Origin of the sequence: Enterovirga sp., from assembly GCF_028290205.1 — a bacterium.
In the GTDB taxonomy this organism is placed as follows: domain Bacteria; phylum Pseudomonadota; class Alphaproteobacteria; order Rhizobiales; family Beijerinckiaceae; genus Enterovirga.
Window position 1 is genome coordinate 1 of sequence record NZ_JAQGKF010000220.1, and the last position, 25,467, is coordinate 25,467.

At 71.2% G+C, this 25,467-nt stretch carries 26 protein-coding genes; 9 read left to right on the forward strand and 17 right to left on the reverse strand.

The genetic code is table 11. The features are described from left to right. A partial coding sequence (locus JWR86_RS15115; protein WP_299567082.1) for a sulfate ABC transporter substrate-binding protein occupies positions 1-507 on the reverse strand: 507 nt, incomplete at its 3' end. Between the two features lie 63 nt (positions 508-570). After that, positions 571-1,707, reverse strand: a complete 1,137-nt coding sequence (locus tag JWR86_RS15120; protein ID WP_299567084.1) for a Gfo/Idh/MocA family oxidoreductase — start codon at positions 1,705-1,707, stop codon at positions 571-573. Between the two features lie 135 nt (positions 1,708-1,842). Here JWR86_RS15120 and JWR86_RS15125 point away from each other — a divergent pair, with 135 nt between their 5' ends. Together JWR86_RS15125 and JWR86_RS15130 are read left to right on the forward strand one after the other, a co-directional pair. Next, the gene (locus JWR86_RS15125; RefSeq protein WP_299567086.1) at positions 1,843-2,295 is read left to right on the forward strand and encodes a heme-binding protein; all 453 of its coding nucleotides are present in this window, start codon (positions 1,843-1,845) and stop codon (positions 2,293-2,295) included. Between the two features lie 97 nt (positions 2,296-2,392). Continuing rightward, positions 2,393-4,447, forward strand: a complete 2,055-nt coding sequence (locus JWR86_RS15130; protein WP_299567088.1) for an AI-2E family transporter — start codon at positions 2,393-2,395, stop codon at positions 4,445-4,447. Here the strand turns inward: JWR86_RS15130 and JWR86_RS15135 are convergent. Next, positions 4,414-4,647 carry a hypothetical protein gene (locus JWR86_RS15135; protein WP_299567090.1) on the reverse strand — a complete coding sequence of 78 codons (234 nt, stop codon included), beginning with the start codon at positions 4,645-4,647 and terminating at the stop codon, positions 4,414-4,416. The two genes, JWR86_RS15130 and JWR86_RS15135, sit on opposite strands and share 34 nt — an antisense overlap. A 114-nt stretch (positions 4,648-4,761) precedes the next feature. Here JWR86_RS15135 and JWR86_RS15140 point away from each other — a divergent pair, with 114 nt between their 5' ends. Continuing rightward, positions 4,762-5,289, forward strand: a complete 528-nt coding sequence (locus JWR86_RS15140; RefSeq protein ID WP_299567092.1) for a hypothetical protein — start codon at positions 4,762-4,764, stop codon at positions 5,287-5,289. Between the two features lie 4 nt (positions 5,290-5,293). Here JWR86_RS15140 and JWR86_RS15145 read toward each other — a convergent pair whose 3' ends face one another. From JWR86_RS15145 to JWR86_RS15160, 4 genes are all read right to left on the reverse strand, one after another. Then, positions 5,294-5,953 carry a response regulator transcription factor gene (locus JWR86_RS15145; protein ID WP_299567094.1) on the reverse strand — a complete coding sequence of 220 codons (660 nt, stop codon included), beginning with the start codon at positions 5,951-5,953 and terminating at the stop codon, positions 5,294-5,296. Between the two features lie 104 nt (positions 5,954-6,057). Next, positions 6,058-6,507: a secondary thiamine-phosphate synthase enzyme YjbQ gene (locus JWR86_RS15150; RefSeq protein WP_299567184.1), complete on the reverse strand. Its 450-nt coding sequence runs from the start codon at positions 6,505-6,507 to the stop codon at positions 6,058-6,060. 11 nt (positions 6,508-6,518) lie between these two features. Continuing rightward, entirely contained in the window at positions 6,519-8,258 is a 1,740-nt protein-coding gene (locus tag JWR86_RS15155; RefSeq protein ID WP_299567096.1) for a cisplatin damage response ATP-dependent DNA ligase, read from the reverse strand. After that, entirely contained in the window at positions 8,255-9,310 is a 1,056-nt protein-coding gene (locus JWR86_RS15160) for a ligase-associated DNA damage response exonuclease (RefSeq protein ID WP_299567098.1), read from the reverse strand. Before JWR86_RS15160 ends, JWR86_RS15155 begins: the two co-directional genes overlap by 4 nt. 103 nt (positions 9,311-9,413) lie before the next feature. On the opposite strand from JWR86_RS15160, the gene JWR86_RS15165 reads away from it, so the two are divergent. Next, a complete protein-coding gene (locus JWR86_RS15165; RefSeq protein ID WP_299567100.1) occupies positions 9,414-9,815 on the forward strand; it encodes a PRC-barrel domain-containing protein in 402 nt (133 codons plus the stop codon). Between the two features lie 66 nt (positions 9,816-9,881). Here the strand turns inward: JWR86_RS15165 and JWR86_RS15170 are convergent, their stop codons facing one another. The 5 genes from JWR86_RS15170 to JWR86_RS15190 form a co-directional block, all read right to left on the reverse strand. Then, positions 9,882-10,211, reverse strand: coding sequence for an AzlD domain-containing protein (locus JWR86_RS15170; RefSeq protein ID WP_299567102.1), 330 nt, complete (start codon positions 10,209-10,211; stop codon positions 9,882-9,884). A gap of 19 nt (positions 10,212-10,230) precedes the next feature. Beyond that, positions 10,231-10,947, reverse strand: coding sequence for an AzlC family ABC transporter permease (locus tag JWR86_RS15175; protein WP_299567104.1), 717 nt, complete (start codon positions 10,945-10,947; stop codon positions 10,231-10,233). Beyond that, entirely contained in the window at positions 10,944-13,226 is a 2,283-nt protein-coding gene (locus JWR86_RS15180; protein ID WP_299567186.1) for a xanthine dehydrogenase family protein molybdopterin-binding subunit, read from the reverse strand. The genes JWR86_RS15175 and JWR86_RS15180 overlap by 4 nt, the downstream gene beginning before the upstream one ends. A 293-nt stretch (positions 13,227-13,519) precedes the next feature. Further along, positions 13,520-13,807, reverse strand: a complete 288-nt coding sequence (locus JWR86_RS15185; RefSeq protein WP_299567106.1) for a hypothetical protein — start codon at positions 13,805-13,807, stop codon at positions 13,520-13,522. Positions 13,808-13,880: 73 nt separating this feature from the next. After that, the gene (locus JWR86_RS15190; RefSeq protein WP_299567108.1) at positions 13,881-14,345 is read right to left on the reverse strand and encodes a molybdenum cofactor biosynthesis protein MoaE; all 465 of its coding nucleotides are present in this window, start codon (positions 14,343-14,345) and stop codon (positions 13,881-13,883) included. Positions 14,346-14,421: 76 nt separating this feature from the next. Here JWR86_RS15190 and JWR86_RS15195 point away from each other — a divergent pair, with 76 nt between their 5' ends. Beyond that, a complete protein-coding gene (locus JWR86_RS15195) occupies positions 14,422-17,049 on the forward strand; it encodes a glucosidase (protein ID WP_299567188.1) in 2,628 nt (875 codons plus the stop codon). A 52-nt stretch (positions 17,050-17,101) separates the two neighbouring features. On the opposite strand, the gene JWR86_RS15200 is transcribed toward JWR86_RS15195, so the two are convergent. The 4 genes from JWR86_RS15200 to JWR86_RS15215 form a co-directional block, all read right to left on the reverse strand. Next, positions 17,102-18,094: an Ldh family oxidoreductase gene (locus JWR86_RS15200; protein WP_299567110.1), complete on the reverse strand. Its 993-nt coding sequence runs from the start codon at positions 18,092-18,094 to the stop codon at positions 17,102-17,104. A gap of 48 nt (positions 18,095-18,142) precedes the next feature. Further along, positions 18,143-19,087: a hydroxyacid dehydrogenase gene (locus tag JWR86_RS15205; RefSeq protein ID WP_299567112.1), complete on the reverse strand. Its 945-nt coding sequence runs from the start codon at positions 19,085-19,087 to the stop codon at positions 18,143-18,145. Between the two features lie 80 nt (positions 19,088-19,167). Continuing rightward, positions 19,168-20,445 carry a UxaA family hydrolase gene (locus tag JWR86_RS15210; RefSeq protein WP_299567114.1) on the reverse strand — a complete coding sequence of 426 codons (1,278 nt, stop codon included), beginning with the start codon at positions 20,443-20,445 and terminating at the stop codon, positions 19,168-19,170. Positions 20,446-20,598: 153 nt separating this feature from the next. Next, positions 20,599-20,886, reverse strand: a complete 288-nt coding sequence (locus tag JWR86_RS15215) for a UxaA family hydrolase (RefSeq protein ID WP_299567116.1) — start codon at positions 20,884-20,886, stop codon at positions 20,599-20,601. 55 nt (positions 20,887-20,941) lie between these two features. Here JWR86_RS15215 and JWR86_RS15220 point away from each other — a divergent pair, with 55 nt between their 5' ends. The 3 genes from JWR86_RS15220 (at position 20,942) to JWR86_RS15230 (ending at position 23,757) form a co-directional block, all read left to right on the forward strand. Next, complete coding sequence (locus JWR86_RS15220) at positions 20,942-21,703, forward strand: GntR family transcriptional regulator (protein WP_299567118.1); 762 nt, start codon at positions 20,942-20,944, stop codon at positions 21,701-21,703. A gap of 89 nt (positions 21,704-21,792) precedes the next feature. Next, positions 21,793-22,773: a tripartite tricarboxylate transporter substrate-binding protein gene (locus tag JWR86_RS15225; RefSeq protein ID WP_299567120.1), complete on the forward strand. Its 981-nt coding sequence runs from the start codon at positions 21,793-21,795 to the stop codon at positions 22,771-22,773. A gap of 156 nt (positions 22,774-22,929) precedes the next feature. Further along, the gene (locus JWR86_RS15230) at positions 22,930-23,757 is read left to right on the forward strand and encodes a DUF1194 domain-containing protein (protein WP_299567122.1); all 828 of its coding nucleotides are present in this window, start codon (positions 22,930-22,932) and stop codon (positions 23,755-23,757) included. A gap of 25 nt (positions 23,758-23,782) precedes the next feature. Here JWR86_RS15230 and JWR86_RS15235 read toward each other — a convergent pair whose 3' ends face one another. Next, positions 23,783-24,190 carry a cupin domain-containing protein gene (locus JWR86_RS15235; protein ID WP_299567124.1) on the reverse strand — a complete coding sequence of 136 codons (408 nt, stop codon included), beginning with the start codon at positions 24,188-24,190 and terminating at the stop codon, positions 23,783-23,785. 143 nt (positions 24,191-24,333) lie between these two features. Here JWR86_RS15235 and JWR86_RS15240 point away from each other — a divergent pair, with 143 nt between their 5' ends. After that, entirely contained in the window at positions 24,334-25,467 is a 1,134-nt protein-coding gene (locus tag JWR86_RS15240) for a mandelate racemase/muconate lactonizing enzyme family protein (protein WP_299567126.1), read from the forward strand.

Sequence of the window (25,467 nt, forward strand, 5' to 3'; positions counted from 1 at the left end):
CCACCGGCCGAGCGCGTAGCCCCAGGCCGCCAGGTAGTTCCAGCGCGCCCCGCCGCTCGTCTTCGGGTTCGGCGTGATCACCTGGATCCCGGGCTTGGCGAGATCCTCCCAGTCGGTGATTCCCTTCGGGTTGCCCTTGCGGACCAGGAACACGACCGTGGAGCTGTAAGGCGCGGAATTGTTGGGCAGCCGCGACTGCCAGGTTTCGGGCAGCTTGCCGGCCCGGGCGATGGCGTCGATGTCGGGGGCGAGAGCCAGCGTCACCACATCGGCCGCGAGCCCGTCGATGACGCTGCGGGCCTGGGCGCCCGAGCCGCCGTGCGAGGCCCGGATGGTCAGGGTTTCGCCGCTTTGCGCCTGCCAGCTCTTGGCGAAGGCGGCGTTGATGTCGCGGTACAGCTCCCGGGTCGGATCGTAGGAGACGTTCAGGAGCTGCGCCTGGGCGGCCGCCGGCCACGACGCGGACAGCAGCAGGGCGAGGGCGAGGGCGGAGCGACGGTCGAACATGGTCGAGCCTCCTGTGGGGGGCGGCGGCTCCGGGACGCCGTCAGCCCGAACCTGTCACGGGCCTCACGCGGCCGGTGGCACATCCTCCCCCGGCGCGCCCGCATGCACCAGGGGCGGCGTGGCGCTCGGGGCCAGAGCGGCAGCCTGCGCGGGATCAGGCCGCCGGCTCCGCGCCACGGGCTCGAGAACCTGCGGCCGCCCCGTGGCGAGCGCCCGCTCGATCGCCGCCACAACCCGCACGTCGAGCCGGCCCTCCTCCCCGTCCGGCTCCGGGTCGCGACCGGCGATCACGCAATCGGAGAAGTAGCCGAGCTCGCCGCCGAACTGGTCCGTCTCCGGAAAACTCTGCTCGCGGGTGTCGCTCCCCTGCGTAACGGCAAGCCGCATCGGCGTGCCGAAACCATAGCCTGGCTCGAGCCGCAGGTTGCCGGCTGTTCCGAGAAGCCTCCAGGCGCCGGCACTCTCCGCCCCGTAGCTGACCGTGAACTGCGCCAGCCTCTGCCCGGGGAACCGCATGGTGACGCTGACCGTGTCGTCGAATTCAAAGGGCAGGTCCGGATTCATGGCTCCGACGGCCCACAGCTCGGTGGGCTCGGCCCCGAACAGGTTGCGGGCGGCATTAATCGGATAGGGGCCCATATCGGCCACCGGCCCGGCCCAAAAGCCCTGCTGCGCCCGGTGGTTCGTCGGGGAGACGTGCTGGCTGAAGCTGGAGCTGAACAGGCGCGGATCGCCGATCGCCCCGGCCCGCACGAGCCGGATGGCTTCCAGCGTGGCCGGCTCGAAATGGAGCCGGTAGGCGATCATCAGCCGGGCGCCGCTGCCGGTCGCGGCGGCCTCGATGTCGCGGCACTCCTGCTCCGACACGGCCATCGGCTTTTCGAGCAGGAGGTGGAGCCCTGCCTCGAGCGCCGGCACCGCGAAGTCGCGATGGAGGCCGTTCGGCAGGGCGAGGTAGACGGCGTCGATCTCGGGGCAGGCGAGCATGTCGCCGTACTCCTTGTAGGACCAGACATGCGGCAGCCGATAGCGCTCGGCCAGGGCCCTGCCCTTCTCGGGATCGCCGGTGACGAGGCCGACGAGCTCGGAATTCGCCGTTCCGGCCACCGCCGGCAGGAAGGCCGCCTGGGAAATCCAGCCCGCGCCCACCACGGCGAACCGGACGCGCCGGCCCGCCTCGATCCGTTTCGCCGCCGCCATGCGCAACTCCGGTCCCGTGGCCGGCAACGCGGCACGGGCGGCTTCGTTCGGCGGCCGGCGGCATTGGCGCGGGGCCGATCCGGGTGCTAACCGGACCGCCATTGCCGCGTCCGCCCGACCGGCCCGGAGAACCGCATGCCCTCCCTCACGCTGTCCCAAGCCTCCCTCGTCGTCGACGCGGCGCTGGCCGAGGCCCGCCGCATGAAGCTCGCCCCCATGACGGTGGTGGTGCTGGACGCGGGCGGCCACCCCGTGGCGCTGAAGCGCGAGGACGGCTCGGGCATCCTCCGGGTCGAGATCGCGGGCGGCAAGGCCTGGGGCGCCCTCGGCATCGGGGCCGGAAGCCGGGTTCTGGCCGACCGCGTCGCGTCCGGCGCGGCCGGGGCGGCCTTTGTGGCGGCCGCCTCGGTGGCGAGTGGCGGGCGCCTGGTTCCGGTGGCCGGCGGGGTGCTGGTGCGGGATGCCGGCGGGCTGGTGATCGGTGCCGTCGGCGTGTCGGGCGATCTGTCGGACAAGGACGAGCTGTGCGCGCTGGCCGGCATCGCAGCCGCGGGGCTCACGCCCGACACCGGCGCGCCCTCGGCTTAACCAGCCCAGAGATCCCGGCCGCGGGAGGGATCGAACCGGCGCAACGGGAGTTGGAGACGGGCTTGCGGCCGAGGGTCGGCGGCATGGTCCAGAGCTGATGCCGGATTCCTATTCGTCCCCGCGGCGCGGGCAGGTCGACGCCGCCGCGCCCTCCATCGGGCCCGGCGCGCTGATCACGGGCGCGGTGATCGTCGCCGCGCTCTATGTGGGCCGCGAGGTGCTGGTCCCCTTCGTCCTCGCCGTCATCCTGTCCTTCGTGCTGGCCATCCCGGTGCGGCTGCTGCAGGGCTGGGGCCTCGGCCGCGTCCTCCCGGTCACGGCGGTGGTCCTTCTCGCCTTTCTGGCCATCGGCGGGATCACGGCCCTGCTGGTCGGGCAGGCCGCCGAACTCGCAAACGACCTGCCGCGCTACCAATCCACCATCCGGGACAAGATCAGCGCGCTGAAAGGCGCGACCGCCGGCAGCGGGCCGCTCGAGCGCCTGGGCGACATGCTGCAGGAGCTCGCCAAGGACCTCGGCCCGCAGCCCTCCACGGCGCAGCCGCAAACGCCCGGCGCGCCGCCGGCGGCCGCAGAGCCGGCGCCCGTGCCGGTCGAGATCGCCAAGACCCGGATCAGCCCCCTCGCTGCCATCGCGGCCTTCGTGGCCCCCGTGGTGAAACCGCTCGGCACGGCGGCTCTGGTGATCGTGTTCACCGTGTTCATGCTGATGCAGCGCGAGGATCTTCGTAATCGCGCCATTCGGCTCGCCGGCTCGCGCGACCTCCAGCGCACCACGGCCGCCATGGACGAGGCGGCTCACCGGCTCAGCCGCTACTTCCTGGTCCAGGTGCTGCTGAACGCCGCCTTCGGGGCGGTGGTCGGAATCGGCTTGTGGCTGATCGGGGTGCCGAGTCCGATCCTGTGGGGCATCCTCTCCTTCGTGTCGCGCTTCGTGCCCTATGTGGGCGTGGCGCTGGCGGCGGGCGGGCCGCTGCTGCTGGCCGCAGCCGTGGATCCGAGCTGGACCATGCTGCTGATGGCGGCCGGCTTCTTCATCTGCATCGAATTCGGCGTCGGGCAGATCGTCGAGCCGCTGATCTTCGGACGCTCGACCGGTCTGACCCCGCTGGCGGTCCTGGGATGCGTGACCTTCTGGACCTGGCTCTGGGGCCCGGTCGGGCTGATCATCGCCATGCCGCTGACCGTGTGCCTGGTGGTGCTCGGCCGGCACGTGGAGCAGCTCGAGTTCCTGGACGTGATGCTGGGGGACCGCCCGCCGCTCACCGTGGCCGAAGTGTTCTACCAGCGCATCCTGGCCGGGGATGCCGGGGAGGCGATCGAACAGGCCGAGCTGTTCCTCAAGGAGCACAGCCTGGCGGCCTATTACGACGAGGTCGCCGTGAAGGGGCTCGCCCTTGGCCAGGTGGATCTGGCCCGAGGCGCCCTGGACGAAGCGGCCCTGGTCCGGATCGAGGAGGCCTCCACCCAGCTCATCGAGGAGCTGGCGGAGCACGAGGCCGACCCGCCCGCCGGCTCCCCGGAGGGCAAGAAGATCGAGGTCAAGCGCGCCGCCGGCGACGAGGATCTGGACCAGACGCTGGACAGCGCCGACGCCGCAGCCGGCGAGCTGCCGACCCTGCCGGCCGGCGCGCTCGGCCCGGGCGCCTCGGACCAGCCCGCCGTTCTCTGCGTGGCGGGCCGCAACGGCCTCGACCTCGTCAGCGCCCGGATGCTGGCCCAGATCCTGGAGAAGCACGGGCTGCCGGCCCGTGTGGAGAGCAGCGATGTCCTGTCCACGACCGGCATCGCCCGGATCGCAACCGGGTCCGCCCGCATCGTGTGCCTGTCCTACCTCGACACCAGCGTCACGGTTCACGTCCGCTTCGCCGTTCGGCGGCTGCGGCGGCGGCTGCCGGACGCGCTGGTGGTGATCGGCTCCTGGGGGCTCGGCACCGCGGAGGGCGAGGGCTTGTGCGAGGCGGCGCGCTCGGACCGGTGCGCGAGCCGCCTGACCGATGCGGCCCGCATCTGCCTCGAAGCGGCCGCGGGCTGGACCGCGACCCCGGCCGGCACCGGACCCTACGGCGATCGGCCAGCGCCGGCCAAGCCGGCGGCCGGTCAGCCGGCAGGGGCCGGTCAGCCCGCGGCGCGGCCGCTGGTGACGGCCTGATCCGGCGCCGCCGCGGTGATCGGTTCCTCGATGGCCCAGAGGAGGCCGGCGGCCGCAAGCGCCCGGAAGGCCGCCTCCGCCTCCGACATGCCGCCGGCCACCATGGCGTCATAGGCCGCCAGCGGCTCCGCGCCGGCGCAGCGGCCGGCCACGGCCTCGCGCCAGGTCTCGCTCATCCTCCGCTTGGCCACGCGATCCATGGGACTACCGCCTTGCTGCGATCATAATGTCCGGCCAAGGAGCCGGAGCTCGGACATACAACGGATCCGCAACACGCTCCGCACGGCGGAGCCGTCCGGGGTTTTCGGGGTTTCATGGCGGTTGATCTGAAGCAGGAATTCACGCGGCCCCTCGCGCTCATCCTGGCCGCGTTTGCCGCCATGGGCTGGGTGCTGTTCGGGCTCTCGTCCTGGTCGGCCGCCTCGGTCCAGAAGGTGCAACGCCTGCAGATCATGGAGGCGACCGAGCGCGGCGAGAAGCTCTCCGCCGACCTCGCCCGCCACATGGCGGCCTCCGCGTCCCTGGCCGAGATCGAGGCCAAGGTCGCGTCCACGCGTGACGACCTCACCCGGGCCTCGCAGGCGAAGTCCGACGCGCAGGCGGAACTCACCACCACGCAGCGGAGCCTGGCCGCCCTCCGGCGAGAGCGCGACGAGATCGACCGCAACCTGCAGAACCAGAACGCCCGGTTGAACGAGCTGCAGCCCACGGCCGACACGACGGCCGCCGTCCCGGACACCTCGCTGGCACCCGCGCCGGCCGCCCGCGCGCAGCGGGGCGGCCGGGGGCGCTGGACGCGCCGGGGCCGCGCCTCCTACCCGATCGTCAGCCGCCGACGCTGAGCCCTCAGGTCAAGCCGGTGACCCGGCCGGTGGCGCCAATTCGCGAGGCGGCGATCACGGCCTGGGTGCGGCTGTCCACGCCGAGCTTCTGCAGAATGGCCGAGACATGGGCCTTGATGGTCGCCTCCGAGACGCTGAGCTCGTAGGCGATCTGCTTGTTGAGCAGCCCCTCCGACAGCATCATCAGAACCCGCATCTGCTGCGGCGTCAGCCGGCCGAGCCGCTGCACGAGGTCCGCCGTCTCCTTGTCCTCGCCGGCCTCCAGATCGACATCGGGCGGCACCCAGATGTCCCCGGACAGGATGGTCCGGACCGCGTTGCCGATGCCCTCGAGATCGAGCGATTTCGGCACGAAGCCGGAGGCCCCGAATTCGACGGCACGCCGGATCACGGTCGCGTCCTCGTTCGCCGACACGATCACGATCGGGATTTCGGGATACTGGGCCCGCAGGTAGATCAGACCCGAAAACCCCTGCACGCCCGGCATGGTGAGGTCGAGCAGGACCAAGTCGGCGTCGCGCGACCGCGTCAGCGTCTCTTGGAGAGAGTCGAGGCCGGAACATTCCTCGACGGAGGCTTCCGGCAAAATCTGCTCGATGGCGCGGCGCAGGGCCTCGCGGAACAGCGGATGATCGTCGGCGAGGATGATCTTGGTACTGTGCAACGCCGTCTCCGGCCTGGCTCGCCCATGGAGGCCAGCCTTGGCTCTACCAGAGCGCGCACAATCCGCGCGAGCCGTATCTTACATAAGACACCGTCGCCCGGCGTTTACGCACCGGTAAGGTTGACGATGACCTCGCGGCGGTGCGGCGCGTCGCGGTGTTCGGCCAAGTAGACGCCCTGCCAGGTCCCGAGCGCCGGCCGCCCGCACAGGACCGGGATGGACAGCGAGGCCCCTGTCAGCATGGCCCGGATATGCGCCGGCATGTCGTCCGGCCCCTCGGCATCATGAACGTACGGCGCGCCGCGCGGCGCCAGCCGGTCGAGCGCGGCCGCGAGGTCGCGGCGCACATCCGGGTCGGCGTTCTCCTGGATCAGGAGCGAGGCGGAGGTGTGCCGGCACAGAAGGGTGAGGAGCCCGTTGGCGATCCCGCTCTCGGCCACGAAGCGGGCGAGAGGGGCCGTGATGTCGGTGAAGCCCGGTCCGGAGGTCTCGACAGCCAAGCGGCCCAGCACCTGCCGCAAGGCGGACCCCGCGGCCACCGGCTCGACCCGCAGCGCGGCCCGGCTCACGTCTCGCCTCCGTCGGTGCCCGTCGGGTGCATCTCCGTCTCTCCCTTGCTCAGGATGCGCTCAAGCGTCTCGAGCCGGTCCGCCTCGCCGGCCGGCTTGTCCCACCGGATGCGGTGAATCCGCGGGAAGCGCATCGCCACCCCGGATTTGTGCCGGCCGGAGCGCTGCAGCCCCTCGAACGCGACCTCCAGCACGAGGCCCCTGTCCGGCCCGAACTGCACCTCTCGCACCGGCCCAAACCGCTGGCTGGTATGGTTGCGGACATAGCGGTCGAGCTTGAGCAGCTCCTGGTCGGTGAAGCCGAAATAAGCCTTGCCCACCGGCACCAGCTCGGGCCCGGCCGGGCCGTCGCGCCAGCAGCCGAAGGTGTAGTCCGAATAAAAGGACGAGCGCTTCCCGGAGCCCCGCTGCGCATACATCATCACGGCATCGATCAGATACGGGTCGCGCTTCCACTTCCACCACGGGCCCTTGGGCCGGCCCGGCAGGTAGGGCGAGTCGGCCCGTTTCAGCATGCAGCCCTCGATCGCGTCCGCATCCGGCCCCGCCCCGGCCGAGGCGGGATCGGCCCGGGCAGCCGCGAGCTCGTCCCATGTCGCGAAGGGGATCTGCGGCGACAGGTCGATGCGGGGCTCTCCGAGCCCCGTCACGAAGGTGGCGAGCCGGCGCCGGCGCTCGTCAAAGGGCAACTCGCGCAGATCCTCGCCGTCGAGCGCGAGCAGGTCGTAGACCCGCAGATGGGCCGGGTACTCGACCAGCATCTTGGCCGTGACGGCCTTCCGGTTCAGCCGCTGCTGCAGCACGTTGAAGCTCTCGACCCGTCCCTCGCGCACAATCAGGAGCTCGCCGTCCAGGGCGCCCTCGAAATCGAGCACCTCGACCAGGTCCGGAAACGCCGCCGAGACGTCCTCGCCGGTGCGCGAATAGATGCGCCGCACGGGCGTGCCGTCGCCGTCCCGCCCGGCGACCGCTTGCAGCCGGATGCCGTCCCACTTCCACTCCGCCCGAAAGGCCGCCGGTTCGAGCTTGGCGAAATCCTCGTCGTCGACCGGATGCGCCAGCATGGGCGGCCGGAACGGGGCCGGGTTCACGTTCTCCGGCCGCTCGCCGCAGCCCTCGACCCAACTGAACAGCGATCGGTAGGGCGGCTCCAGCCCGTGCCAGACATGCTCCACGTCGTCGGCCGTGATCGGCCGCTCGGCGTCCTGGCAGAGGCTCGCGAGCGCGGTCTTGGCCAGGCGGGCCGACACGCCGATGCGCAGCTCGCCGGTGATCAGCTTCAGCAGCGCCCAGCGGCCGATCTCGTCAAGCGCATCGAGCCAGTTCGCGACCAGGCCCGGCAGCTCCGCCTTGCCGGCGCTCGCGAGCCCATGGACCACCTCGGACAGGGTCGGGCCGTCGGCGGGCGGGTTGTTGTGGCCCGGGCCGGGAGCGCCGTCGGCTTGGCCAGACGGGGCCTCCCCGGGCGGCCGCCACATCAGCGCAACCGTTTCGGACAGGTCGCCCACATAGTCGCGCGACAGCCCGAACAGCACCGGGTCGGAGCGCTCCTCCATGAGGCCGCGGATCAGACCGGGCTTGGCGTGCCGGAAGCTGAGCGCCCCGGTCAGCGCGGCCAAGGCCCAGCCGCGCTCCGGATCGGGCGTGCGCCGGAAGTAATCGGCGATGAGCCGGATCTTGCCGTTGCGGCGCGGCTCGTAGCCGACCCGGTCGATCAGGTCTGCGAAGCGGTTCATGCCGGTTCGGCGGCGGGCTCGGCCGCGCCCTCCGTCGCGGTGTCACCTTCCTCATCGCCGTAGCCGAGCAGGTGCAGCGGTTTCGACCGGATGCCCTGTGTCCGGCACCAATGCACCAGCGCGTCCTCCTGGCCGTGCGTCACCCAGACCTCCTCGGCGCCGGTCTCGAGGATGGAGCGGCAGAGGTCGTCCCAGTCGCAATGGTCGGAGATGATCAGCGGCAGTTCCACGCCCTTTTGCCGGGCGCGGGCCCGCACCCGCATCCAGCCGGACGCGAAGGCCGTCACGGGGTCCGGGAATTTGCGGGCCCACAGATCCTGGATGGCGGAGGGCGGACACAGCACGATGGCGCCCTTCAGCCCGGCCCGGTCGGCGGCCGCGACCCGGGGCGTGTCGCCGAGGGCCACGCCCTCGTCCTTGTAGAGGGCGGTCAGCCGCTCCATCGCGCCGTGCAGCCAGATCGGCTCGGCGTAGCCAGCCTGGCGCAGGAGAGCCATCACGCGCTGCGCCTTGCCGAGCGCATAGGCGCCGACGATGTGGGCGCGCTCCGGAAAGAGCCGCACCGATGCGAGCAGCTTGGCGACCTCCTGGGCGGTGTCGGGATGGCGGAACACCGGCAGGCCGAAGGTCGCCTCGGTGATGAAGACGTCGCAGCGCACCGGTTCGAAGGGCAGGCACGTCGGATCGCGGCCGCGCTTGTAGTCGCCCGACACGACCAGGCGGCAGCGGCCTTGCTCGATCACGATCTGGGCCGATCCCAGCACGTGGCCGGCCGGCACAAAGGTGACCAGGACCTCGCCGACCCGCAGCACCTCGCCCAGCACCGCCTCCTGTGTCGCGCCGGCGAAATCCTCGCCGTAGCGGACTCGCATGATCCGCAGGGTCTCGGCGGTGGCCATGACGTGCTGGTGGCCGGCGCGGGCGTGGTCGGAATGGCCGTGCGTGATCAGGGCCCGGTCGACAGGCCGCACCGGATCGACGTGGAAATTCCCGCCCGGACAATAGAGGCCCTGCGGCGTCAGCGTCAGAAGGTCAGAGGCGCGGGCGGCCATGCAGGATAACGGCGGATGTCCGGACCGATTGGCGCGAGGGTCCGGCCGGAAACATTGTGACGCGGCCGAAGTTTCCCCCGGGAGACAGTTTCAGGAGGACGCCATGTCACAATTCGGAGCAACGGCCGGCGCAGCCGGCACCGCGACGACATCCGCCAACCCGCTCATCGAGAGCGACCGGGTGGAGGGCACGGAGGTCTACGGCGCCGACCGGCAGCATATCGGCTCGGTGAAGCGGCTCATGATCGACAAGGTGAGCGGACAGGTCGCCTACGCGGAACTCGGCTTCGGCGGCTTCCTGGGTCTCGGCGAGGAGACCTACACGATCCCGTGGGGCAAGCTGACCTACGACACGGAACTCGGCGGATACCGGACCGACCTGTCCGAGAGCCAGGTCAAGGACGCGCCGAACTTCTACCGCGAAAACGAATACGGCTGGTCCGACCGCGAGCGGGAGCGGGACCTGCATTCCTATTACGGCGTGTCCCCCTATTGGGGCCTCTGACACCGTCGGGGCGGCCGGACCCGGTCGGCACCGGCGGCCTGCCGCCAGCGGCGGGCCCTGTTGCGGTCAGATCGCCCAGGCCAGGATCACGAACACCACCTCGCCGGCCAGAATGGCGCCAAACAGCGATGGCCGGAGGCGGTGGACCAGCACGCCGGTCGCCATGGCGGCCACTGGCACCCAGACCGGAACCGTCGCCAGCGCGGCGGGCGGGGAGGCCACGATCTTGGACACCACGGCCGCCAGCAGGGTGATCGCCACCACCCTGATCCAGCGAAACAGCTCTCCGTCCTCGGACAGCCCGCGCGCCAGAAACACGGCCGCGGACCGGAACACCTCGTTCGGCAGGGCGCCGAAGAGCAGCACCACGAGATAGGGCCAGAGCGCCTCGCTCACGGCCGGGCCCGGTCGCCGCTCACGCGGGGCGGCCCTGCGACGCCCGGTCGACCAGGTAGGCGGCCGTCCCGCCGACCAGTCCAACAGCCAGGATGTCGTAATCGCGCCCGATCAGGAGCTGGGCCACGGGCAGCAGCCCGAGCCCGAGGCCGATCGCCGCCCAATCGCCGCGGTGGCGGGCGGCGCCGGTCATCGCCACCGTGAAGTAGATGGGCGTCAGGCACAGGATGGCGGCGGCGAGCGGGCGCGGCAGGGCGCCCACCAGGAGAAACCCGGCCGCCGTCATGGCTGTCGAGATGGCCATGCAGGTCAGTGCGAAGCCGACAAAGAACGGCACCCGGCGCTCTTCCGGCATGGTCGGAAGGCGCCGCATGCCCTCGATCCAGGCCGTCGCGGCCACCAGATGGGCAAGGCCGAGCTGCGTCAGCAGCGACTGTCCGGGCCGGCGCAGCAGCGGCAGGATGGCGATGGTCATCGGCAGGAGCCGGATGGCCGAGAGCGCGACCGAGATGGCCGCCGCCAGCAAGAGGCCCCCGCTCGCGATCCCGGCATAGAGGATCAGTTGCGCAGGCGCGGCCCAGATCGCCACGGTGGACAGCATGGCGGCACCGATCGGGTGGCCGGCATCGCGGGCCAGGCTGCCGACGCCGAGCAGCGAGAAGCCGACGATCCAGGCCGGTCCCAGCGCCGCGTCGCGGATCCCGCCGAGGGCAGCGCTGCGGGCGACCTCCGTCATTGCGGGGCTGCGGCCGCCCTCGCGTCCCGAATGGCCCGCCAGACCCGATCGGGCGTGGCCGGCATGTCGAAGCGGTCAATGCCGACCTCGCGCAGGGCGTCGACCACGGCGTTCATCACCGACGGCAGCGCCCCGGCGCAGCCGGCCTCGCCGCAGCCCTTGGCCCCGAGCGGGTTGGTGGTGGCCGGCACGGGCCGGCTCTCGAACACGAAATCGGGCGCATCACCGGCGCGCGGCAGGGCGTAATCCATGAAGGAGCCCGACACGAGCTGCCCGGATTCGTCGTAGCTCGTGCGCTCCAGGAGCGCCTGGCCGATGCCCTGCACGACGCCGCCATGGAGCTGGCCTTCGACCAGCATCGGGTTCACGACCGTGCCGAAGTCGTTGACCATCGTGTAGCGGACGACCTCAATCGTGCCGGTCTCCGGGTCGATCTCGACCTCGGCGACATGGCAGCCGTTCGGGTAGGCCGAGGGCGACAGCTCGTGCACGTGCTTGACGTCGAGCGAGCGCGGCACCCCGTCCGGCAGCTCGACCCCGGCCCGGAGCTGGGCCGCCAGATCCATGATGCCGATGCCCCGGTCGGTGCCGGCGATCTCGAAGCGGCCGTTGCGGAACTCGATATCCGCGACGCCGGCCTCCAGCAGCTCGGCCGCGACCACCCGGCCGATGCCGATCACCTTCTGGGAAGCTTCCACGATGGCGGCCCCGCTCGCCATCACGGATTTCGAGCCGCCCGTGCCGCCGCCCGCGATGAGCTGGTCGGAATCCCCCTGCAGCAGGGTGATCTTCTCGAACGGGACGCCGAGATGGGTCGCCAGCACCTGGGCGAAGGTGGACCAGTGCCCCTGGCCGTAATCCAGCGTGCCGGTCACGATCGTGACGGTGCCGTCGCTCTCGAACCGGATGCCGCCCATCTCGTTCTGCGGCGGGGCCGTGACCTCGAGATACTGGCCGATGCCGCGGCCGCGCAGCTTGCCCCCGGCCCGGCTTTCGGCGCGCCGGCTTTCGAACCCGTCCCAATCGGCGGCCGCGACAGCCCGGTCCAGGATGGCCGTGAACTCACCCGAATCGTAGGTCGTCTCGGCCGGGGTCGCGTAGGGGATCTCGTCCGGCCGGATGTGGTTCAGCCGCCGGAGCGCCACCGGGTCGCGGCCGGTCTCCTGGGCGGCCAAGTCGATCAGCCGCTCCATCACGTAATTGCCCTCGGGGCGGCCCGCGCCCCGGTAGGCCCCGACCGGCACGGCATTGGTGAGCAGGCATTTGATGTCGGCCGAAATCGCGGCCGTCCGGTAGGTGCCGATCGCGTTCTTGGGGATGTTGATGGTCGCAAAAAGCGGCGCCACGGGCGTCAGAAAGGCGCCGAGATCGGCCAGCCCGTCGATCTTGAGCGCCAGGAAGCGACCCTCGGCGTCCAGCGCCAGCGCGGCCGACACCTCGATGCCGCGGCCGTGGTAATCGGCCACGAAGCTTTCTGAGCGCTGGTCGGTCCATTTCACCGGCCGACCGAGCTCGCGGGCGGCGTGCAGCACGCCGACATATTCCGGAAACGGCGCGATCTTCATGCCGAAGGAGCCGCCGACCTGGCCGGTCACGACCCGAAGCTGCTCCTTCGGGATGCCGAGCACGCCGGCCAGCATGCCCCGCATGCCGAACACGCCCTGCGTGCCGGCCGTCAGCGTGTATTTGCCGCCCTCGGGCTCCCACTGGCCCAGTGCCGTGCGGGGCTCCAGCGGGTTGATGACCAGGCGGTGGCTGGCGAGATCCAGGCGGGTGATGTGGGCGGCCTTGCCCATCGCCTGCGCAACCTTGTCGGAATCCCCGAAATGGAAATCCAGGACGACATTGCCGGGGATGTGATCGTAGAGCTGGGGCGCGCCTTCGGCGACGGCGTCCCGCGCCGTTACGGCGGCCGGCAGCGGATCGATCTCGATCGCGACCGCCTCGGCGGCTTCGCGCGCCTGGACGTTGGTTTCGGCCACCACGAAGGCCACCGGATCGCCGACATAGCGCACCCGGTCGGTCGCGAGCGGCCGCCGGTCGGGCTTCAGCATGGGCGAACCGTCGCGGTTCTTGAAGTTGGTGACGTTGGGAAACGACCCATAGCCGGCCAGGTCGTCCGGACCGTAGACGGCGAGCACGCCCGGCATGTCGCGGGCGGCATCGAGGTCGACACCGGTGATCACGCCGTGGGCGTATGGGCTTCGCGCAAAGGCGGCATAGACCTGCCCCTCGACCGAAACGTCGTCCGTGTAGCGGCCCTCGCCGCGCACCAGCATCGGATCCTCCCGCCGGTGCACGGGCTGGCCGATGCCGAACTTGCTCTCCGCCGTCAGGCCCGGATGGCCGCCCGGGCGGTCTGAGAGGTCGTGCGGGAGAACGTCGGACAAGGCGCGAAGGCGCATGGGCACGGTCCGTGATCTGAGGCGGAGACTTCACACAACCACGAGGAGGGGCGTCCCGCAATCGCCGGAGGCGCGGGGCAGCAGCGCGCCTGGATCGGCGGGCCGCAGCTCGTCAGCGGCGCATCACCGGGCTCGGCACGGGCCCGCCGCCCCCGTGCCGGGCCCTCTCAGCGGCCGGACGGCCGGACCCTGATGCGGCCCCTGGACGGGTGGGGATAGCCCTGCTCCGCCCGGACCCGGTCGTCGTAGCCCGCGCCTCCGTAATACGCGCGGTAGCGGGTCTCCTCGCCCCCGGGCTCAATCAGACGCGGGTTCCGGACCGTGTCGTTGACGAGCGAGTCCTGGTAATCCGAGCTTCCGCCCCGGCGGGCCTCGGCCGGCGCGGCCACGACGGCCGCGAGCAGCCCGGCCGCCGCCGAGAGGGCCGTCAGCGTCGGTGAGGGCGTTCGCCGCATGGCCCAGCTCCCGTCGAGTGTGGGGCGCCCCCGGGTGGGGCCCTGTCCGGCAACGCGGCGCGGCGCGGGCGGTTCACGCTCCGGCGGCCCAGGCCGAGGCGGCCCGGTCATCCGCTTCCCTGGCCTCGACCCAGGTGCCGAGGCTGCCGTCGACAAGATGCTCGCGCTTCCAGAACGGGGCCCGGGTCTTGAGGTAATCCATCAGGAAGCTCGCGGCCGCAAAGGCGGCGTCGCGGTGCGAGGAGGCCGTGGCCACCAGCACGATGCGTTCCCCCGGCCGGATCAGGCCGTGGCGGTGGATGGCGGTGAGGCCGAGAAGCGGCCAGCGCCGCGCTGCCTCGGCCGCCACCCGGGCCACCTCCTCCTCGGCCATGCCGGGATAATGTTCCAGCTCCAGAGCCGAGAGCCGGCCGCCCTCGTCGCGACAGAGCCCGACAAACGACACGGCCGCGCCGATCTCCGGCCGGCCGGCCGTGAGCGCCTCCATCTCGGCGGCGGGGTCGAAATCCTCGGGCTGGATGCGGATGGTCGGGATCATGCCCCAGCCTGCCGTGCGGCCGGCCCGCTGGCAACGAGGGCTTCCGGCCGAGGGCGGCCCGGGCGAAGGTGCGGGCATGCCGCCCGCCCCTCCCGACCCCGAGCGCCGCCGTCTCGAGGAAGCCGAATCCGGAGCGGCCCCGTGGCGGCTGTGGGGGCCCTACTTGGCCGACCGGCAATGGGGGACGGTGCGGGAGGATTACAGCCGCGCCGGGGACGCCTGGCGTTCGTTTCCGCACGACCACGCGCGATCGCGGGCCTACCGCTGGGGCGAGGACGGGCTGGCGGGCATCAGCGACGACCGCCAGCTGCTGTGTTTCGCGCTGGCGCTGTGGAACGGCCGCGACCCGATCCTCAAGGAGCGGCTGTTCGGGCTCACCAATCCGGAGGGCAACCACGGCGAGGACGTCAAGGAGCAGTACTGGCACGAGGACGCCACGCCGACCCACTCCTACCTCCGGCACCTCTACCGCTACCCCCAGGCCGCCTATCCCTATGCCGATCTCGTGGCCGAGAACGGCCGCCGCGGACGCGGCGATGCGGAATACGAACTCGGCAGCACGGGCGTGTTCGAGGACGGGCGCTGGTTCGACGTCACGGTGGAATATGCGAAGGCGGCGCCGGACGACATCCATGTCCTGATCACGGCGGCCAACCGCGGGCCGGACCCGGCCGAGCTGCACATCCTGCCGCAGCTCTGGTTCCGCAACGTCTGGTCCTGGAGCGAGGGTGCGCTCGAGCGGCTGCCGCGTCTCGCCCCGGCGGCCGACGGGGGGTCGGTCCGGGCCGAGCACCCCTGGCTCGACACCTACCATCTGGCCCAGGACGGCGAAGCCGAGCTCCTCTTCTGCAACAACGAAACCAACACCCGCCGCCTTCACGGCAGCGCGGCGGCCGGCCCCTTCAAGGACGGCTTCCACGAGGCCGTGATCGGCCGTGACCGGCGCGCCCTCGGCCCCGCCGGCACCAAGGCCTGCCTGCACCGCCGGCTCGTGATCCCGGCCGGCGGCGAGGTCCGAATGCGGCTGCGGCTGGCGGCCGGCGAGACGCCGAAACCGGTGGACCTCGGGGACACCGTGCTCGGGCAGCGTCGCGCCGAGGCGGACGGGTTCTACGCCGTGCTCCAGGCCGGAATGGCCGACGGGGAAGCTCGGCGCGTGCAGCGGCAGGCGCTGGCCGGCATGATCTGGTCGAAACAGCGCTACCGCTGGGACGTGCGCCGCTGGCTGGAGGGCGATCCGGCCCAGCCCGCGCCGCCCGCCGAGCGGCATCGCGGCCGCGACGCGGGCTGGCGGCACTTCAACGCGGCCGACATCCTGTCCGTGCCGGACGGCTGGGAATACCCCTGGTTCGCGGCCTGGGACCTCGCCTTCCACTGCCTGCCGCTGGCGTTGGTCGATCCCGGCTTCGCCAAGGCGCAGCTCGTGGTGCTGACCCGCGAATGGTACATGCACCCGAACGGCCAACTCCCCGCCTATGAATGGGAGTTCGGCGACGTGAACCCGCCGGTTCATGCCTGGGCCACCTGGCGGGTCTTCGAGATGGACCGCGAGGCGCGCGGCGACGCGGGCGACCTCGCCTTTCTGGAGCGGGTCTTCCACAAGCTGGTGATCAACTTCACCTGGTGGGTGAACCGCAAGGACGCGGGCGGCCGCAACGTCTTCCAGGGCGGTTTTCTGGGCCTCGACAATGTGGGCGTGTTCGACCGTTCGAACCCGCCGCCCGGCGCCGGCCGGGTGAACCAGGCCGACGGCACGGCCTGGATGGCCATGTACGCGCTGAATCTCATGCGCATCGCGCTGGAGCTGAGCTGCCACAACCCGGTCTACGAGGACGTGGCCACCAAGTTCTTCGAGCATTTCCTGCTGATCGCCGAAGCCATGACCTCCATGGGCGAGGACGGGCTCGGCCTCTGGGACGAGCAGGACCAGTTCTTCTACGACGAGCTCGACCTCGCGGACGGCAGCAAGGTGCCGCTGCGCCTGCGCTCGGTCGTCGGTCTCGTGCCCCTCTTCGCCGTGGAGGTGATCGAGCCCGCCTTGCTGGCGGCGCTGCCCGACTTCGCTCGCCGCATGGAGTGGGTGCTGAAGAACCGGCCCGAACTCGCCCAGCTCGTGTCGCGATGGCAGGAGCCCGGATCGGGCGAGCGTCGGCTGCTGTCGCTGCTGCGCGGCCACCGCATGAAGGCGCTGCTGCGCCGCATGCTGGACGAAACCGAGTTCCTGTCCGGTCACGGCGTGCGGTCGTTGTCAGCCGCCTATCGCGATCAGCCCTTCCGGCTCGACGAACTCGGCATGCAGCTGAGCGTCCGCTACGTGCCGGGCGAATCCGACACGGGGCTGTTCGGCGGCAATTCGAACTGGCGCGGGCCGATCTGGTTTCCGCTGAACTTCCTGATCATCGAGTCGCTGCGCCGCTTCCACAGCTACTATGGCGACGAGTTCCGCATCGAATGCCCGACCGGCTCCGGCCGCTTCCTGACCATCGCGGGCGTGGCGGACGAGCTGGCACGGCGGCTCTCCGGCCTGTTCCTGCCGGGTCCCGACGGCACGCGGCCGGCCATGTCGGGCGAGGCCGGACACCCGCACCGGCCCGATCTCGTGTGGTTCCACGAGTTCTTCCACGGCGACACCGGCCAGGGCCTCGGCGCCTCGCACCAGACCGGCTGGACGGGGCTGGTCGCGAACCTGCTTCAGGGCCGGTGAGGGCGCTCGCGCCCCGGCGCTGCGTCGGGCCGCGCGGCCGGAGCCGATCCGCCTAGGCCGCCTGGATCTCGGCCAGCAGCGCGTCGGACACCGCGAGTCCGTCCCGGGCCGCCGCGGCGCGGCTGTCGAGCCGGCGCGAGCCCGGCAGGCGGGCGCCGGGCTGGTCCTCGATGGCGGCGGCCAGTGCTGCGAAGCGGCTGAGCGTGTCCGGGCCGCCGATCGGGCCGGGATCGAGCGCCAGCAGGAGCTGGCCCGTGCCGGGCGGGCCGCCCTCGGCATCGATGAAGGTGGAGGCGTCGGCCGCGTAGGTGGCGCCCGTGAGGCCGGCGGCCAACAGCTCGACCATCAGCGCGAGCGCCGTGCCCTTGGCGCCGCCCAGCGGCAGCATGGTGCCTTTCAGGGCGGCCTCGGGGTCGGTGGTCGGCCGACCCTCGCTGTCCAGCGCCCAGCCCTCGGGGATGCGCTCGCCCCGGGCCCGGGCGGCCACGATGGGGCCCCGGGCGACCTGGGACAGGGCAAGGTCGACCACGATCGGGGCGCGGCCCGGCAAGGGGCACGCGAAGGCGATCGGGTTGGTGCCGAACACGGCCCGGGAGCCGCCGTGCGGGGCGATGGCCGAGGGCGTGTTGGCGAAGAGCAGCGCCACCAGCCCGGCCGCGGCCAGCCGCTCCACGGGATGGCCAGCTGCGCCACAATGGTGCGAGCGCCGCACCGCCGCGACCGCGACCCCCTCCTGCCGGGCCAGGGCCGGCAGTTCCGCCGTGACCAGGTCCATGGCCGGGTAGGCGAAGCCATGCGCGGCATCGACCAGGAGCAGCGCCGGTTTCGGCCGCGCGGCGGTCGGCACGGCGTGGCCGTCCACCTTTCCGACGCGCGACTGGGCGGCATACGAGCTGACGCGCGACAGGCCGTGCCCCTTCAGGCCGTCGGCCTCTGCGGCCACCAGGGCGCGCGCCACCGAGCGGGCATTGCCGTCCGCTGTGTTGGCCCGGATGAGCGCAGCCGCAACGAGGTCTTCGGCGTCAGCGAGGCTGAGACGTGGCATGCGGTGCACTCCGGGTGTCAGGCTGGGGACGGGCGCGGCCCATCCCGCTCATCCGGCGGCGAGATGCGCCCGCACGCGCTCGACCACCACGGACGAGACGCGGTCATTCGCCTCGACCGACCGGCCCGCGATGTGCGGGGTCAGGATGAGGTTGGGGCAGCCGGCGAAGACCGCGCCGCGCGCCGCCGAGAGCGGCTCCTCGTCGAACACGTCGAGCGCCGCGCCGCCGAGGCTGCCCTCCTGGAGGGCGCGGGCCAGCGCGGCCTCGTCCACGATGCCACCACGGGCGCCGTTGACCAGGATGGCGCCGGGCTTGGTGCGGGTGAGCCGCTCAGCGTCGATCAGGTTGCGGGTCTCGGCGGTGAGCGGCACGTGCAGCGAGATCACGTCGGACGTGGCCACGAGATCGTCGAGGCTCAGGCGCTCGACGCGGCCGAAAGGCTGGGTCCAGGCCGGGTCGTCCGGCGCGACGAAGGGATCGTAGGCCGCAACGCTCATGCCGAGGGCTGCACCCCGGAGCGCCGTCTCGCGGGCAATGGAGCCGAAGCCGACGAGGCCGAGCCGCTTGCCGGAGATCTCCCGGCCGCTGATCAGGTTTTCGCGCGGCCAGGTGCCGGCGATCACCTCGCGGCTGGACCCGTAGGCGCCGCGCAGCAGCAGCATGGTGGTGGCGATCACCCATTCGGCGACCGACACGGCATTCGCCCCCGTGGCCGGGTACACCGCGAGGCCCCGTGCCCGGCAGGCCGCGAGGTCGATGTTGTCGAGGCCGACGCCGAGCCGACCGATGCAGACGAGCTTGGGACCGGCCTGCAGGATGTCGGCCGTGACCTGGGTGGCGTTGCGGACGATCAGCGCCCGGGCGTCCCCGAGCAGCGCCTTCAGGGCGTCGGGGCGGTCCACGAGCGTCTTGTCGTAATGGACGTCGAAGCCTTTGAGCCCGTCCTGGATGACGTGGCTCTCGATGAACTCGGAAATGACGATATCGGGCATGGTTGAACCGTTGGCGCCGGCGAAGCCGGCATCCGGCCGGCGGTGAACCGCCCCGGCTTACGCCGAGGCGGGGGGAAGCTCTAGGCGCTCCGGTACAGCTTCGTCAGCGAGAATTCCCGGTGCCCGAGCGATTCCGCGGCCGTGAGGCGGCCGTTGGCCGTGCGAACCACCATGTCGATCAGGGCGTCGCCGGCCTGATCCAGCGTCATGTCGCGGCGGAGCACGCCGGACACGTCCACGTCGATATGCTCGCCCATGGTCCGGATGGTCTTCGGATTGCCGGAGATCTTGATGACCGGCACGATCGGGTTGCCGATGACGTTGCCCTGCCCGGTCGGGAAGGTGTGCACAGCGTAGCCAGCCGCCGCCATCAGGGTCACGCATTCGGCCGCGGCCGAGGACGTGTCCATGTAGTACAGCCCCGGGCCCTTGGCGGGCGCCTCGGCCGGCTCGAGCGCGTCGATGTAGCGGCAGTCGCGCCCGATCTTCTCGAGGTTGCCGAGCGCCTTCTCCTCGATGGTGGTCAGCCCCCCGGCGATGTTGCCCTTGGTCGGCTGCGAATCGGACAGGTCATCGGTCTTGAACTGCTCGATCACGTCGTCCTGATAGGACTTCCACATCTTGTACCACTTGTCGGCGATCTCCGGGCTCGCCGCGCGCTCCTTGCAGAGGTGCTCGGCGCCGGTGATCTCCGAGGTCTCGCCGAAGACGCCGTAGATGCCGTGCGGGATCAGCTTGTCGTACATGTTGCCGACGGTCGGGCAGGAGGCGAGGCCCGTCGTGGTGTCGGACTCGCCGCACTTGGTCGAGACCCAGAGGTCGGAGATGGGGCATTCCTCGCGGGGCAGCTCGGTGGCCCATTGCAGGAAGCGCTTGGCCGCGTAGCTCGCCTTGGCGATGGTGGCGATGTCGCCGTGACCCTCGATGCCGTAGCCGACCACCGGCTTGCCGGTCTTGCGGATGCCGTCGACCACGCGGCCGGTCCAGCCGTCCTCGATGCCGATCACCACCACGGCGGCGACGTTCGGGTTCGAGCCGATGCCGATCAGGGTGCGGAAATGGAGCTCGAGGTCCTCGCCGAATTGCAGCCGGCCATAGGCGTGCGGCAGGGCCATGGTGCCCTTGACGTTGTTGGCCACCGCCTCGCAGGCGGCGTTGGACAGGTCGTCCAGCGGCAGGATGATGACGTGGTTGCGGACGCCGACGCGGCCGTTCTCGCGCCGCCAGCCCATGAAGGTGGCGTTCTCGTAGTCCTGCGAGGCCCGCGCTGTCGGCAGCCCTTCGGTCGTGAACTGGTCCGGCGCGCCGCCCGGGAAGGGGGAGCGCATCTCCTGGTCGAGGGTGGCGGTGAGGCTCATGGTCGTCCGTCCTGTCGTGAGGTCTTCAGGGAGTTCGACATCGTCGACGTCGTGCGGTCTGGGGAGGCGCGGCCGAAGCCGCCCCTCGGAATGGCGGGGTCGCCCCCTTGGCATGGCGCCTGGACGCGGCAGGGCCCGGCCGGGCCCGCCGGCTCACCAGCGCTTGGTCTTCACGTTCTGCGTGTGGACGTGAAAGCCCTTCCTGATGTCGGCCACGGCCTTGCCGATGTCCTGGCCATACTTCCAGATCGTGTCGCCGGACTTGATGTCCCGGAGCGCCACCTTGTGGCCGATCGGGATGTCCTGCTCGGCCTTGAGGCGGAAATCCGAATTGTCGTGCGTCACGACGCACAGCATGTCGGTGCCGGCCTTGAGATCCTCGACCACGACCACGCCGACCGTGTCCTTGGCGTCGTGCACGAGGAGTTGCGGTTGGCTCATCGGACCTCCGAAAGTGGAATTGCGGGAACGCGTGGTCTTCTATAAGACGTAAGACATGGCCGTCAACCGTCTCACTCTCGGCTCTCGGCCGGACCCCGCCAGCTCCGAACCCGTGGGCTTCCGCCCGCTGTACCGACAGGTGAAGGAGGTGCTGGTGGACCGCATCGCGCGGGGCGCCTGGCGCGGCGGCGAGGCCATCCCGAGCGAGATCGAGATCGCGGCCGAGCTGGCCACCAGCCAGGGCACGGTGCGCAAGGCGCTCGACGAGATGGCGGCCGAGAACCTGGTCGTGCGCCGCCAGGGTCGCGGCACCTTCGTGGCCCGGCACGACGACGCCCGCATCCTGTTCCAGTTCTTCAAGCTCGCGCCGGACGAGGGCGAGCCGCGCTTTCCGGAAAGCCGCGTGCTGCGGATCGGGCTTGCGGCCGCGGACGAGGCGGCGGCGCGCCATCTCGGCCTCGCTCCGGGAACCGGGGTGGTGGAGCTGGTGCGCGAGCGGTCGCTCGGCGGCCGGCCGGCCGTATTCGAGCGGATCGTGCTGCCGGCGAAGCCGTTCGCGCCGCTCTGCGATCGTCCGGTGCCGAACAACCTGTACGACCTCTATGCCACGCGGTTCGGCGTCACGATCGGGCGGGCCCGCGAGCGCCTGAAGGCGGTCGCAGCCGGGCCCGAGGAGAGCGCCAGCCTCGGGGTCGCGCCGGGTGCGCCGCTGCTGCTGGTGGACCGCATCGCAACCGCGATCGACGGCCGGCCCGCCGAGTGGCGGATCTCGGCCTGTCGGACCGACGACCTCCATTACCTCTCGGACCTGCGGTGAACGGCAGATCTCTGCTCGGACGCTGCCGATAAAGGGAAGCAAAGTCTTCCTGCAAAAGACTAAAACATGAGGAAACGGAGACCCTTGGCATGAGAATCACCCGACGCCTGCTCACAGTCGCCCTGGCCCTGTCCGCCGTGTCCGGGCCAGCCCTGGCGCAGAGTTTCCCGTCGCGGCCGATCACGCTCATCGTGCCCTTCACGGCCGGCGGGCCGACCGACGCCATCGCGCGCTTGGTCGGACAATCCATGTCGACCACGCTGGGCCAGCCGGTGGTGATCGAGAACGTGGCCGGCGCCGGCGGCACGGTCGGGGCGGCCCGCACCGCCAAGGCCGAGCCGGACGGCTACACGCTGCTGATCGCGCACGTGTCGCTGGCGGCCTCGGCCTCGCTCTACAAGTCCCTGCCCTACGACACCGCAACTGCGTTCGAGCCGGTGGGCCTCGTGAATACCGGCCCGATGGTGCTCGCCGCCAAGAAGGATTTCGGCCCTCCCGACGCCAAGGCGTTTCTGGCCCGGCTGAAACAGGACGGGCCCAAGGTCACCATCGCGCATGCCGGAGTGGGCTCTAACGCCCATCTCTGCGGCCTGCTGCTGCAGCAGGCCATCGGGGCCAAGCTGACCGAGGTCGCCTACCGGGGCACCGGCCCGGCCATGAACGACCTCGTGGGCGGGCAGGTCGACATCCTATGCGACCAGAGCACCAACGGCGTGCCGCAGATCGAGGCCAAGACGGTGCGGGGCTATGCCGTCACCTCCGCCAAGCGGCTCGACGTGGTGAAGGAGCTGCCGACTCTGCAGGAGGCGGGGCTGCCCGGCTTCGAGTTCACCCTGTGGCACGGGCTCTATGCGCCGAAGGGCACGCCCGCTCCGATCGTGGCGGCCCTGAACGCGGCGCTGCGGACCGCGGTCGCCGATCCGACCATCCGGTCCCGCTTCGCGGCCGGCGGCACCGAGGTCTATCCCGAAGCGGAGCTGACGCCCGCCGCGCACCAGACCCGCCTCGAGCGCGAGATCGCGACTTGGAAGGATGTGGTGGCCAAGACCGGCGTCTCCGCCGGCAACTGAGCCAAGCCGCCTGCCCTGACCGGGCGGGCTCGGCCCGGCAGCGCCAGCCGGGTCGGGACCGCCCGGAACCGGACCCTGTCGCGGCCCGGCTTGCGCGAGGGCCCTATCCCGTCATGCTGGGCGTGGCTCGCCCAGGCGCGCCGACGGGAGACGAGGATGCGGCTCTTCCCTGACAGACGCATCCTCTCCGGCCTCCTGGTCGCGGCCGGGCTCCTCGTGGCGGCACCCGCGCGGGCCGAAACGGAGGTCGATCTCGCGCTTGTGATCGCGGTCGACATCTCCTTTTCGATGGATCCCGAGGAGCAGGCTCTGCAGCGGGAGGGCTTCGTCCAGGCCTTCCGGTCGCCGGCCGTCCACGACGCCATCCGCCGCGGCATGATCGGCCGCATCGGCGTGGCCTATGTCGAATGGGCCGGCGTGCACGATCGCCGCGTGGTGCTGCCCTGGCAGGTGATCGACGGGCCGCGCGCGGCAGAAGCGTTTGCGGCCGAGCTCGCCGGCAGGCCTACGCGCCGGGCCTCCCGGACCTCGATTTCCGGCGCCATCGACTTCGCCCGCCAGGTTCTCGGCGAGAGCGGGCTCGCGGCGACCCGACAAGTGATCGACCTGTCCGGCGACGGCCCCAACAACCAGGGCCGGCCCGTGACGCTGGCCCGCGACGAGGCGGTCGAGAGCGGGATCACGGTCAACGGCCTGCCCATCATGGTCAAGGAGGCCGGCTATTTCGACATCGCGGAACTCGATCTCTACTACCGCGACTGCGTGATCGGCGGCCCGGGCGCCTTCATGGTGCCGGTGCGGTCGCGCGAGCAGTTCGTCGAGGCCGTGAAGACCAAGATCATCATGGAGGTAGCGGCCCGGCCGGTGCCCGGCCAGGCGGCCGAGCGCGAGGGCGGCGGGCTGGTGATCCCGGCGCAGGCGGGCGGCCGCGGGGCCAACTGCTTTTCGGGCGAGTCGCAATGGCGCGACCGCATGGGCAACTGACCGACGCGGACCGGATCGGGGCGGCTCAGCCCGTGGGCGCGACCGCGTATTCCTCGTCCGTGACGTGCTCCATCCAGGTCACGTGCTTCTCGCCGTCGAATTCGTGCATGGCGATATGCACCATGCCGTGCGTCGGCGAGGCGCCGTGCCAGTGCTTCTCGTCCGGCGGGATGTAGACCGTGTCGCCGGCCCGGATCACCCGCACAGGGCCGCCCTTGGTCTGCACGTGGCCGATGCCGTGCACGACGTAGAGCGTCTGGCCGAGCGGATGGGTGTGCCAGGCGGTGCGGGCGCCGGGTTCGAAGGCGACGCGGGCCGACCGGATCCGGGCGGGAGGCGGCGCCTCGACGATCGGGTCCTGCCAGACCGTGCCGGTGAACCAGTCCGGATTGACCCGTCGCGACGGGTGCTTCGAGGCCGGGGTGATGTCCATGAGGTCCCTCCTGCCCGGCAGGTCGTAGCGGCCGCTCGCAGGCGCGGCAAGCGCGCCGGGCCCTGCTTCGGCCGCCTGATTGGCGCTTCCCGGCCGGAGCCGAACTCTGTAGGAGGTGAGCAAAGGTCGCCGGGAGGACATGAGTGAGGATCTCAAGAGTCGAGGTCTATGCGCTGCGCGCTCCCAAGCAGGAGCGGCCGCACTGGACGAGCCACTTCATCGTCCCTCAAGCCAACGAACTCCTGGTCCGTCTCTTCACCGATGAGGGGATCGACGGCTTCGGCCTCGCAACCAGCTACACGCCGATCGACTATGCGCTGAAGCCCTGGACGTCGGGCCTGGCCGATCTGATCGTGGGCGAGGACGCCCTCGCGCCCGAGAGGCTGTACGCCAAGCTGTTCGGCCTCACGACCAGCAAGATGGCGAGCGAGCGCGGCTGGTCCAAGGAGGCCATGGTCCGCATCAGCGCAGCCGTGGACATCGCCTGCTGGGACATCGTCGGCAAGGCCGCGAGGCTGCCGCTGTTTCGGCTGTTCGGGGGCTTCCGGGACGAGGTCCCGGCCTACGTGACCTGCGGCTATTACCGCGAGGGCAAAGACAACCACGAGCTTCGCGACGAGATGCAGATGCTCGTCGGCCAGGGGCATACCGGCTTCAAGGCCAAGGCGGGCGGCATTCCGGTGCCGGAGGACATCGACCGCATGGCCCTGATGCGCGAGGTGATCGGCCCCGATTGCGACTTCATGGTCGACCCGAACCGCGCCTGGGATCTGCCGACCGCCATCGAGGCGGCGCGTCTGCTCGAGCCGCTGAACCCGCGCTGGCTCGAGGAGCCGGTGCGCTGGGAAGACGATCGCCGCGGCCTCAAGCTGCTGGCCCAGAAGACCCGCATCCCGCTCTCGGGCGGCGAAAGCGAGATCACGAGCTACGGCTGCCGGGCGTTGCTCGAGGAGCAGGCGATCCAGATCCTCCAGTTCGACTGCACGATGATGGGCGGCTTCACCGAGGGCCGCAAACTCGCCGGCCTGTGCGAGCTGAACCACGTGCAGATCGCGCCCCACCACGACTGCTTCATCCACGCCCATATCGTGGCGGCGAGCCCGGCCGGCGCGATCGTGGAATCCTTCACCGACCCCGAGCGCGATCCCCTTCAGGCCGAGCTCTTCGAGGACCCGCCAGCCATCAAGGCGGGCCGGCTGAAGCTGAAGGAACAGCCCGGGCTGGGCCTCACCTTGTCCGAGGCCGCCGTGGCCAAGTTCGGGCAGCGGGTCCTTTAG

Coding starts and splice junctions, on each gene's coding strand:
- JWR86_RS15120 (WP_299567084.1), bottom strand. CDS start 1,707: ATGGCGGCGGCGAAACGGATCGAGGCGGGCCGGCGCGTCCGGTTCGCC.
- JWR86_RS15125 (WP_299567086.1), top strand. CDS start 1,843: ATGCCCTCCCTCACGCTGTCCCAAGCCTCCCTCGTCGTCGACGCGGCG.
- JWR86_RS15130 (WP_299567088.1), top strand. CDS start 2,393: ATGCCGGATTCCTATTCGTCCCCGCGGCGCGGGCAGGTCGACGCCGCC.
- JWR86_RS15135 (WP_299567090.1), bottom strand. CDS start 4,647: ATGGATCGCGTGGCCAAGCGGAGGATGAGCGAGACCTGGCGCGAGGCC.
- JWR86_RS15140 (WP_299567092.1), top strand. CDS start 4,762: ATGGCGGTTGATCTGAAGCAGGAATTCACGCGGCCCCTCGCGCTCATC.
- JWR86_RS15155 (WP_299567096.1), bottom strand. CDS start 8,258: ATGAACCGCTTCGCAGACCTGATCGACCGGGTCGGCTACGAGCCGCGC.
- JWR86_RS15160 (WP_299567098.1), bottom strand. CDS start 9,310: ATGGCCGCCCGCGCCTCTGACCTTCTGACGCTGACGCCGCAGGGCCTC.
- JWR86_RS15165 (WP_299567100.1), top strand. CDS start 9,414: ATGTCACAATTCGGAGCAACGGCCGGCGCAGCCGGCACCGCGACGACA.
- JWR86_RS15175 (WP_299567104.1), bottom strand. CDS start 10,947: ATGACGGAGGTCGCCCGCAGCGCTGCCCTCGGCGGGATCCGCGACGCG.
- JWR86_RS15180 (WP_299567186.1), bottom strand. CDS start 13,226: ATGCTGGTGCGCGGCGAGGGCCGCTACACGGACGACGTTTCGGTCGAG.
- JWR86_RS15185 (WP_299567106.1), bottom strand. CDS start 13,807: ATGCGGCGAACGCCCTCACCGACGCTGACGGCCCTCTCGGCGGCGGCC.
- JWR86_RS15190 (WP_299567108.1), bottom strand. CDS start 14,345: ATGATCCCGACCATCCGCATCCAGCCCGAGGATTTCGACCCCGCCGCC.
- JWR86_RS15195 (WP_299567188.1), top strand. CDS start 14,422: ATGCCGCCCGCCCCTCCCGACCCCGAGCGCCGCCGTCTCGAGGAAGCC.
- JWR86_RS15200 (WP_299567110.1), bottom strand. CDS start 18,094: ATGCCACGTCTCAGCCTCGCTGACGCCGAAGACCTCGTTGCGGCTGCG.
- JWR86_RS15205 (WP_299567112.1), bottom strand. CDS start 19,087: ATGCCCGATATCGTCATTTCCGAGTTCATCGAGAGCCACGTCATCCAG.
- JWR86_RS15210 (WP_299567114.1), bottom strand. CDS start 20,445: ATGAGCCTCACCGCCACCCTCGACCAGGAGATGCGCTCCCCCTTCCCG.
- JWR86_RS15215 (WP_299567116.1), bottom strand. CDS start 20,886: ATGAGCCAACCGCAACTCCTCGTGCACGACGCCAAGGACACGGTCGGC.
- JWR86_RS15220 (WP_299567118.1), top strand. CDS start 20,942: ATGGCCGTCAACCGTCTCACTCTCGGCTCTCGGCCGGACCCCGCCAGC.
- JWR86_RS15225 (WP_299567120.1), top strand. CDS start 21,793: ATGAGAATCACCCGACGCCTGCTCACAGTCGCCCTGGCCCTGTCCGCC.
- JWR86_RS15230 (WP_299567122.1), top strand. CDS start 22,930: ATGCGGCTCTTCCCTGACAGACGCATCCTCTCCGGCCTCCTGGTCGCG.
- JWR86_RS15235 (WP_299567124.1), bottom strand. CDS start 24,190: ATGGACATCACCCCGGCCTCGAAGCACCCGTCGCGACGGGTCAATCCG.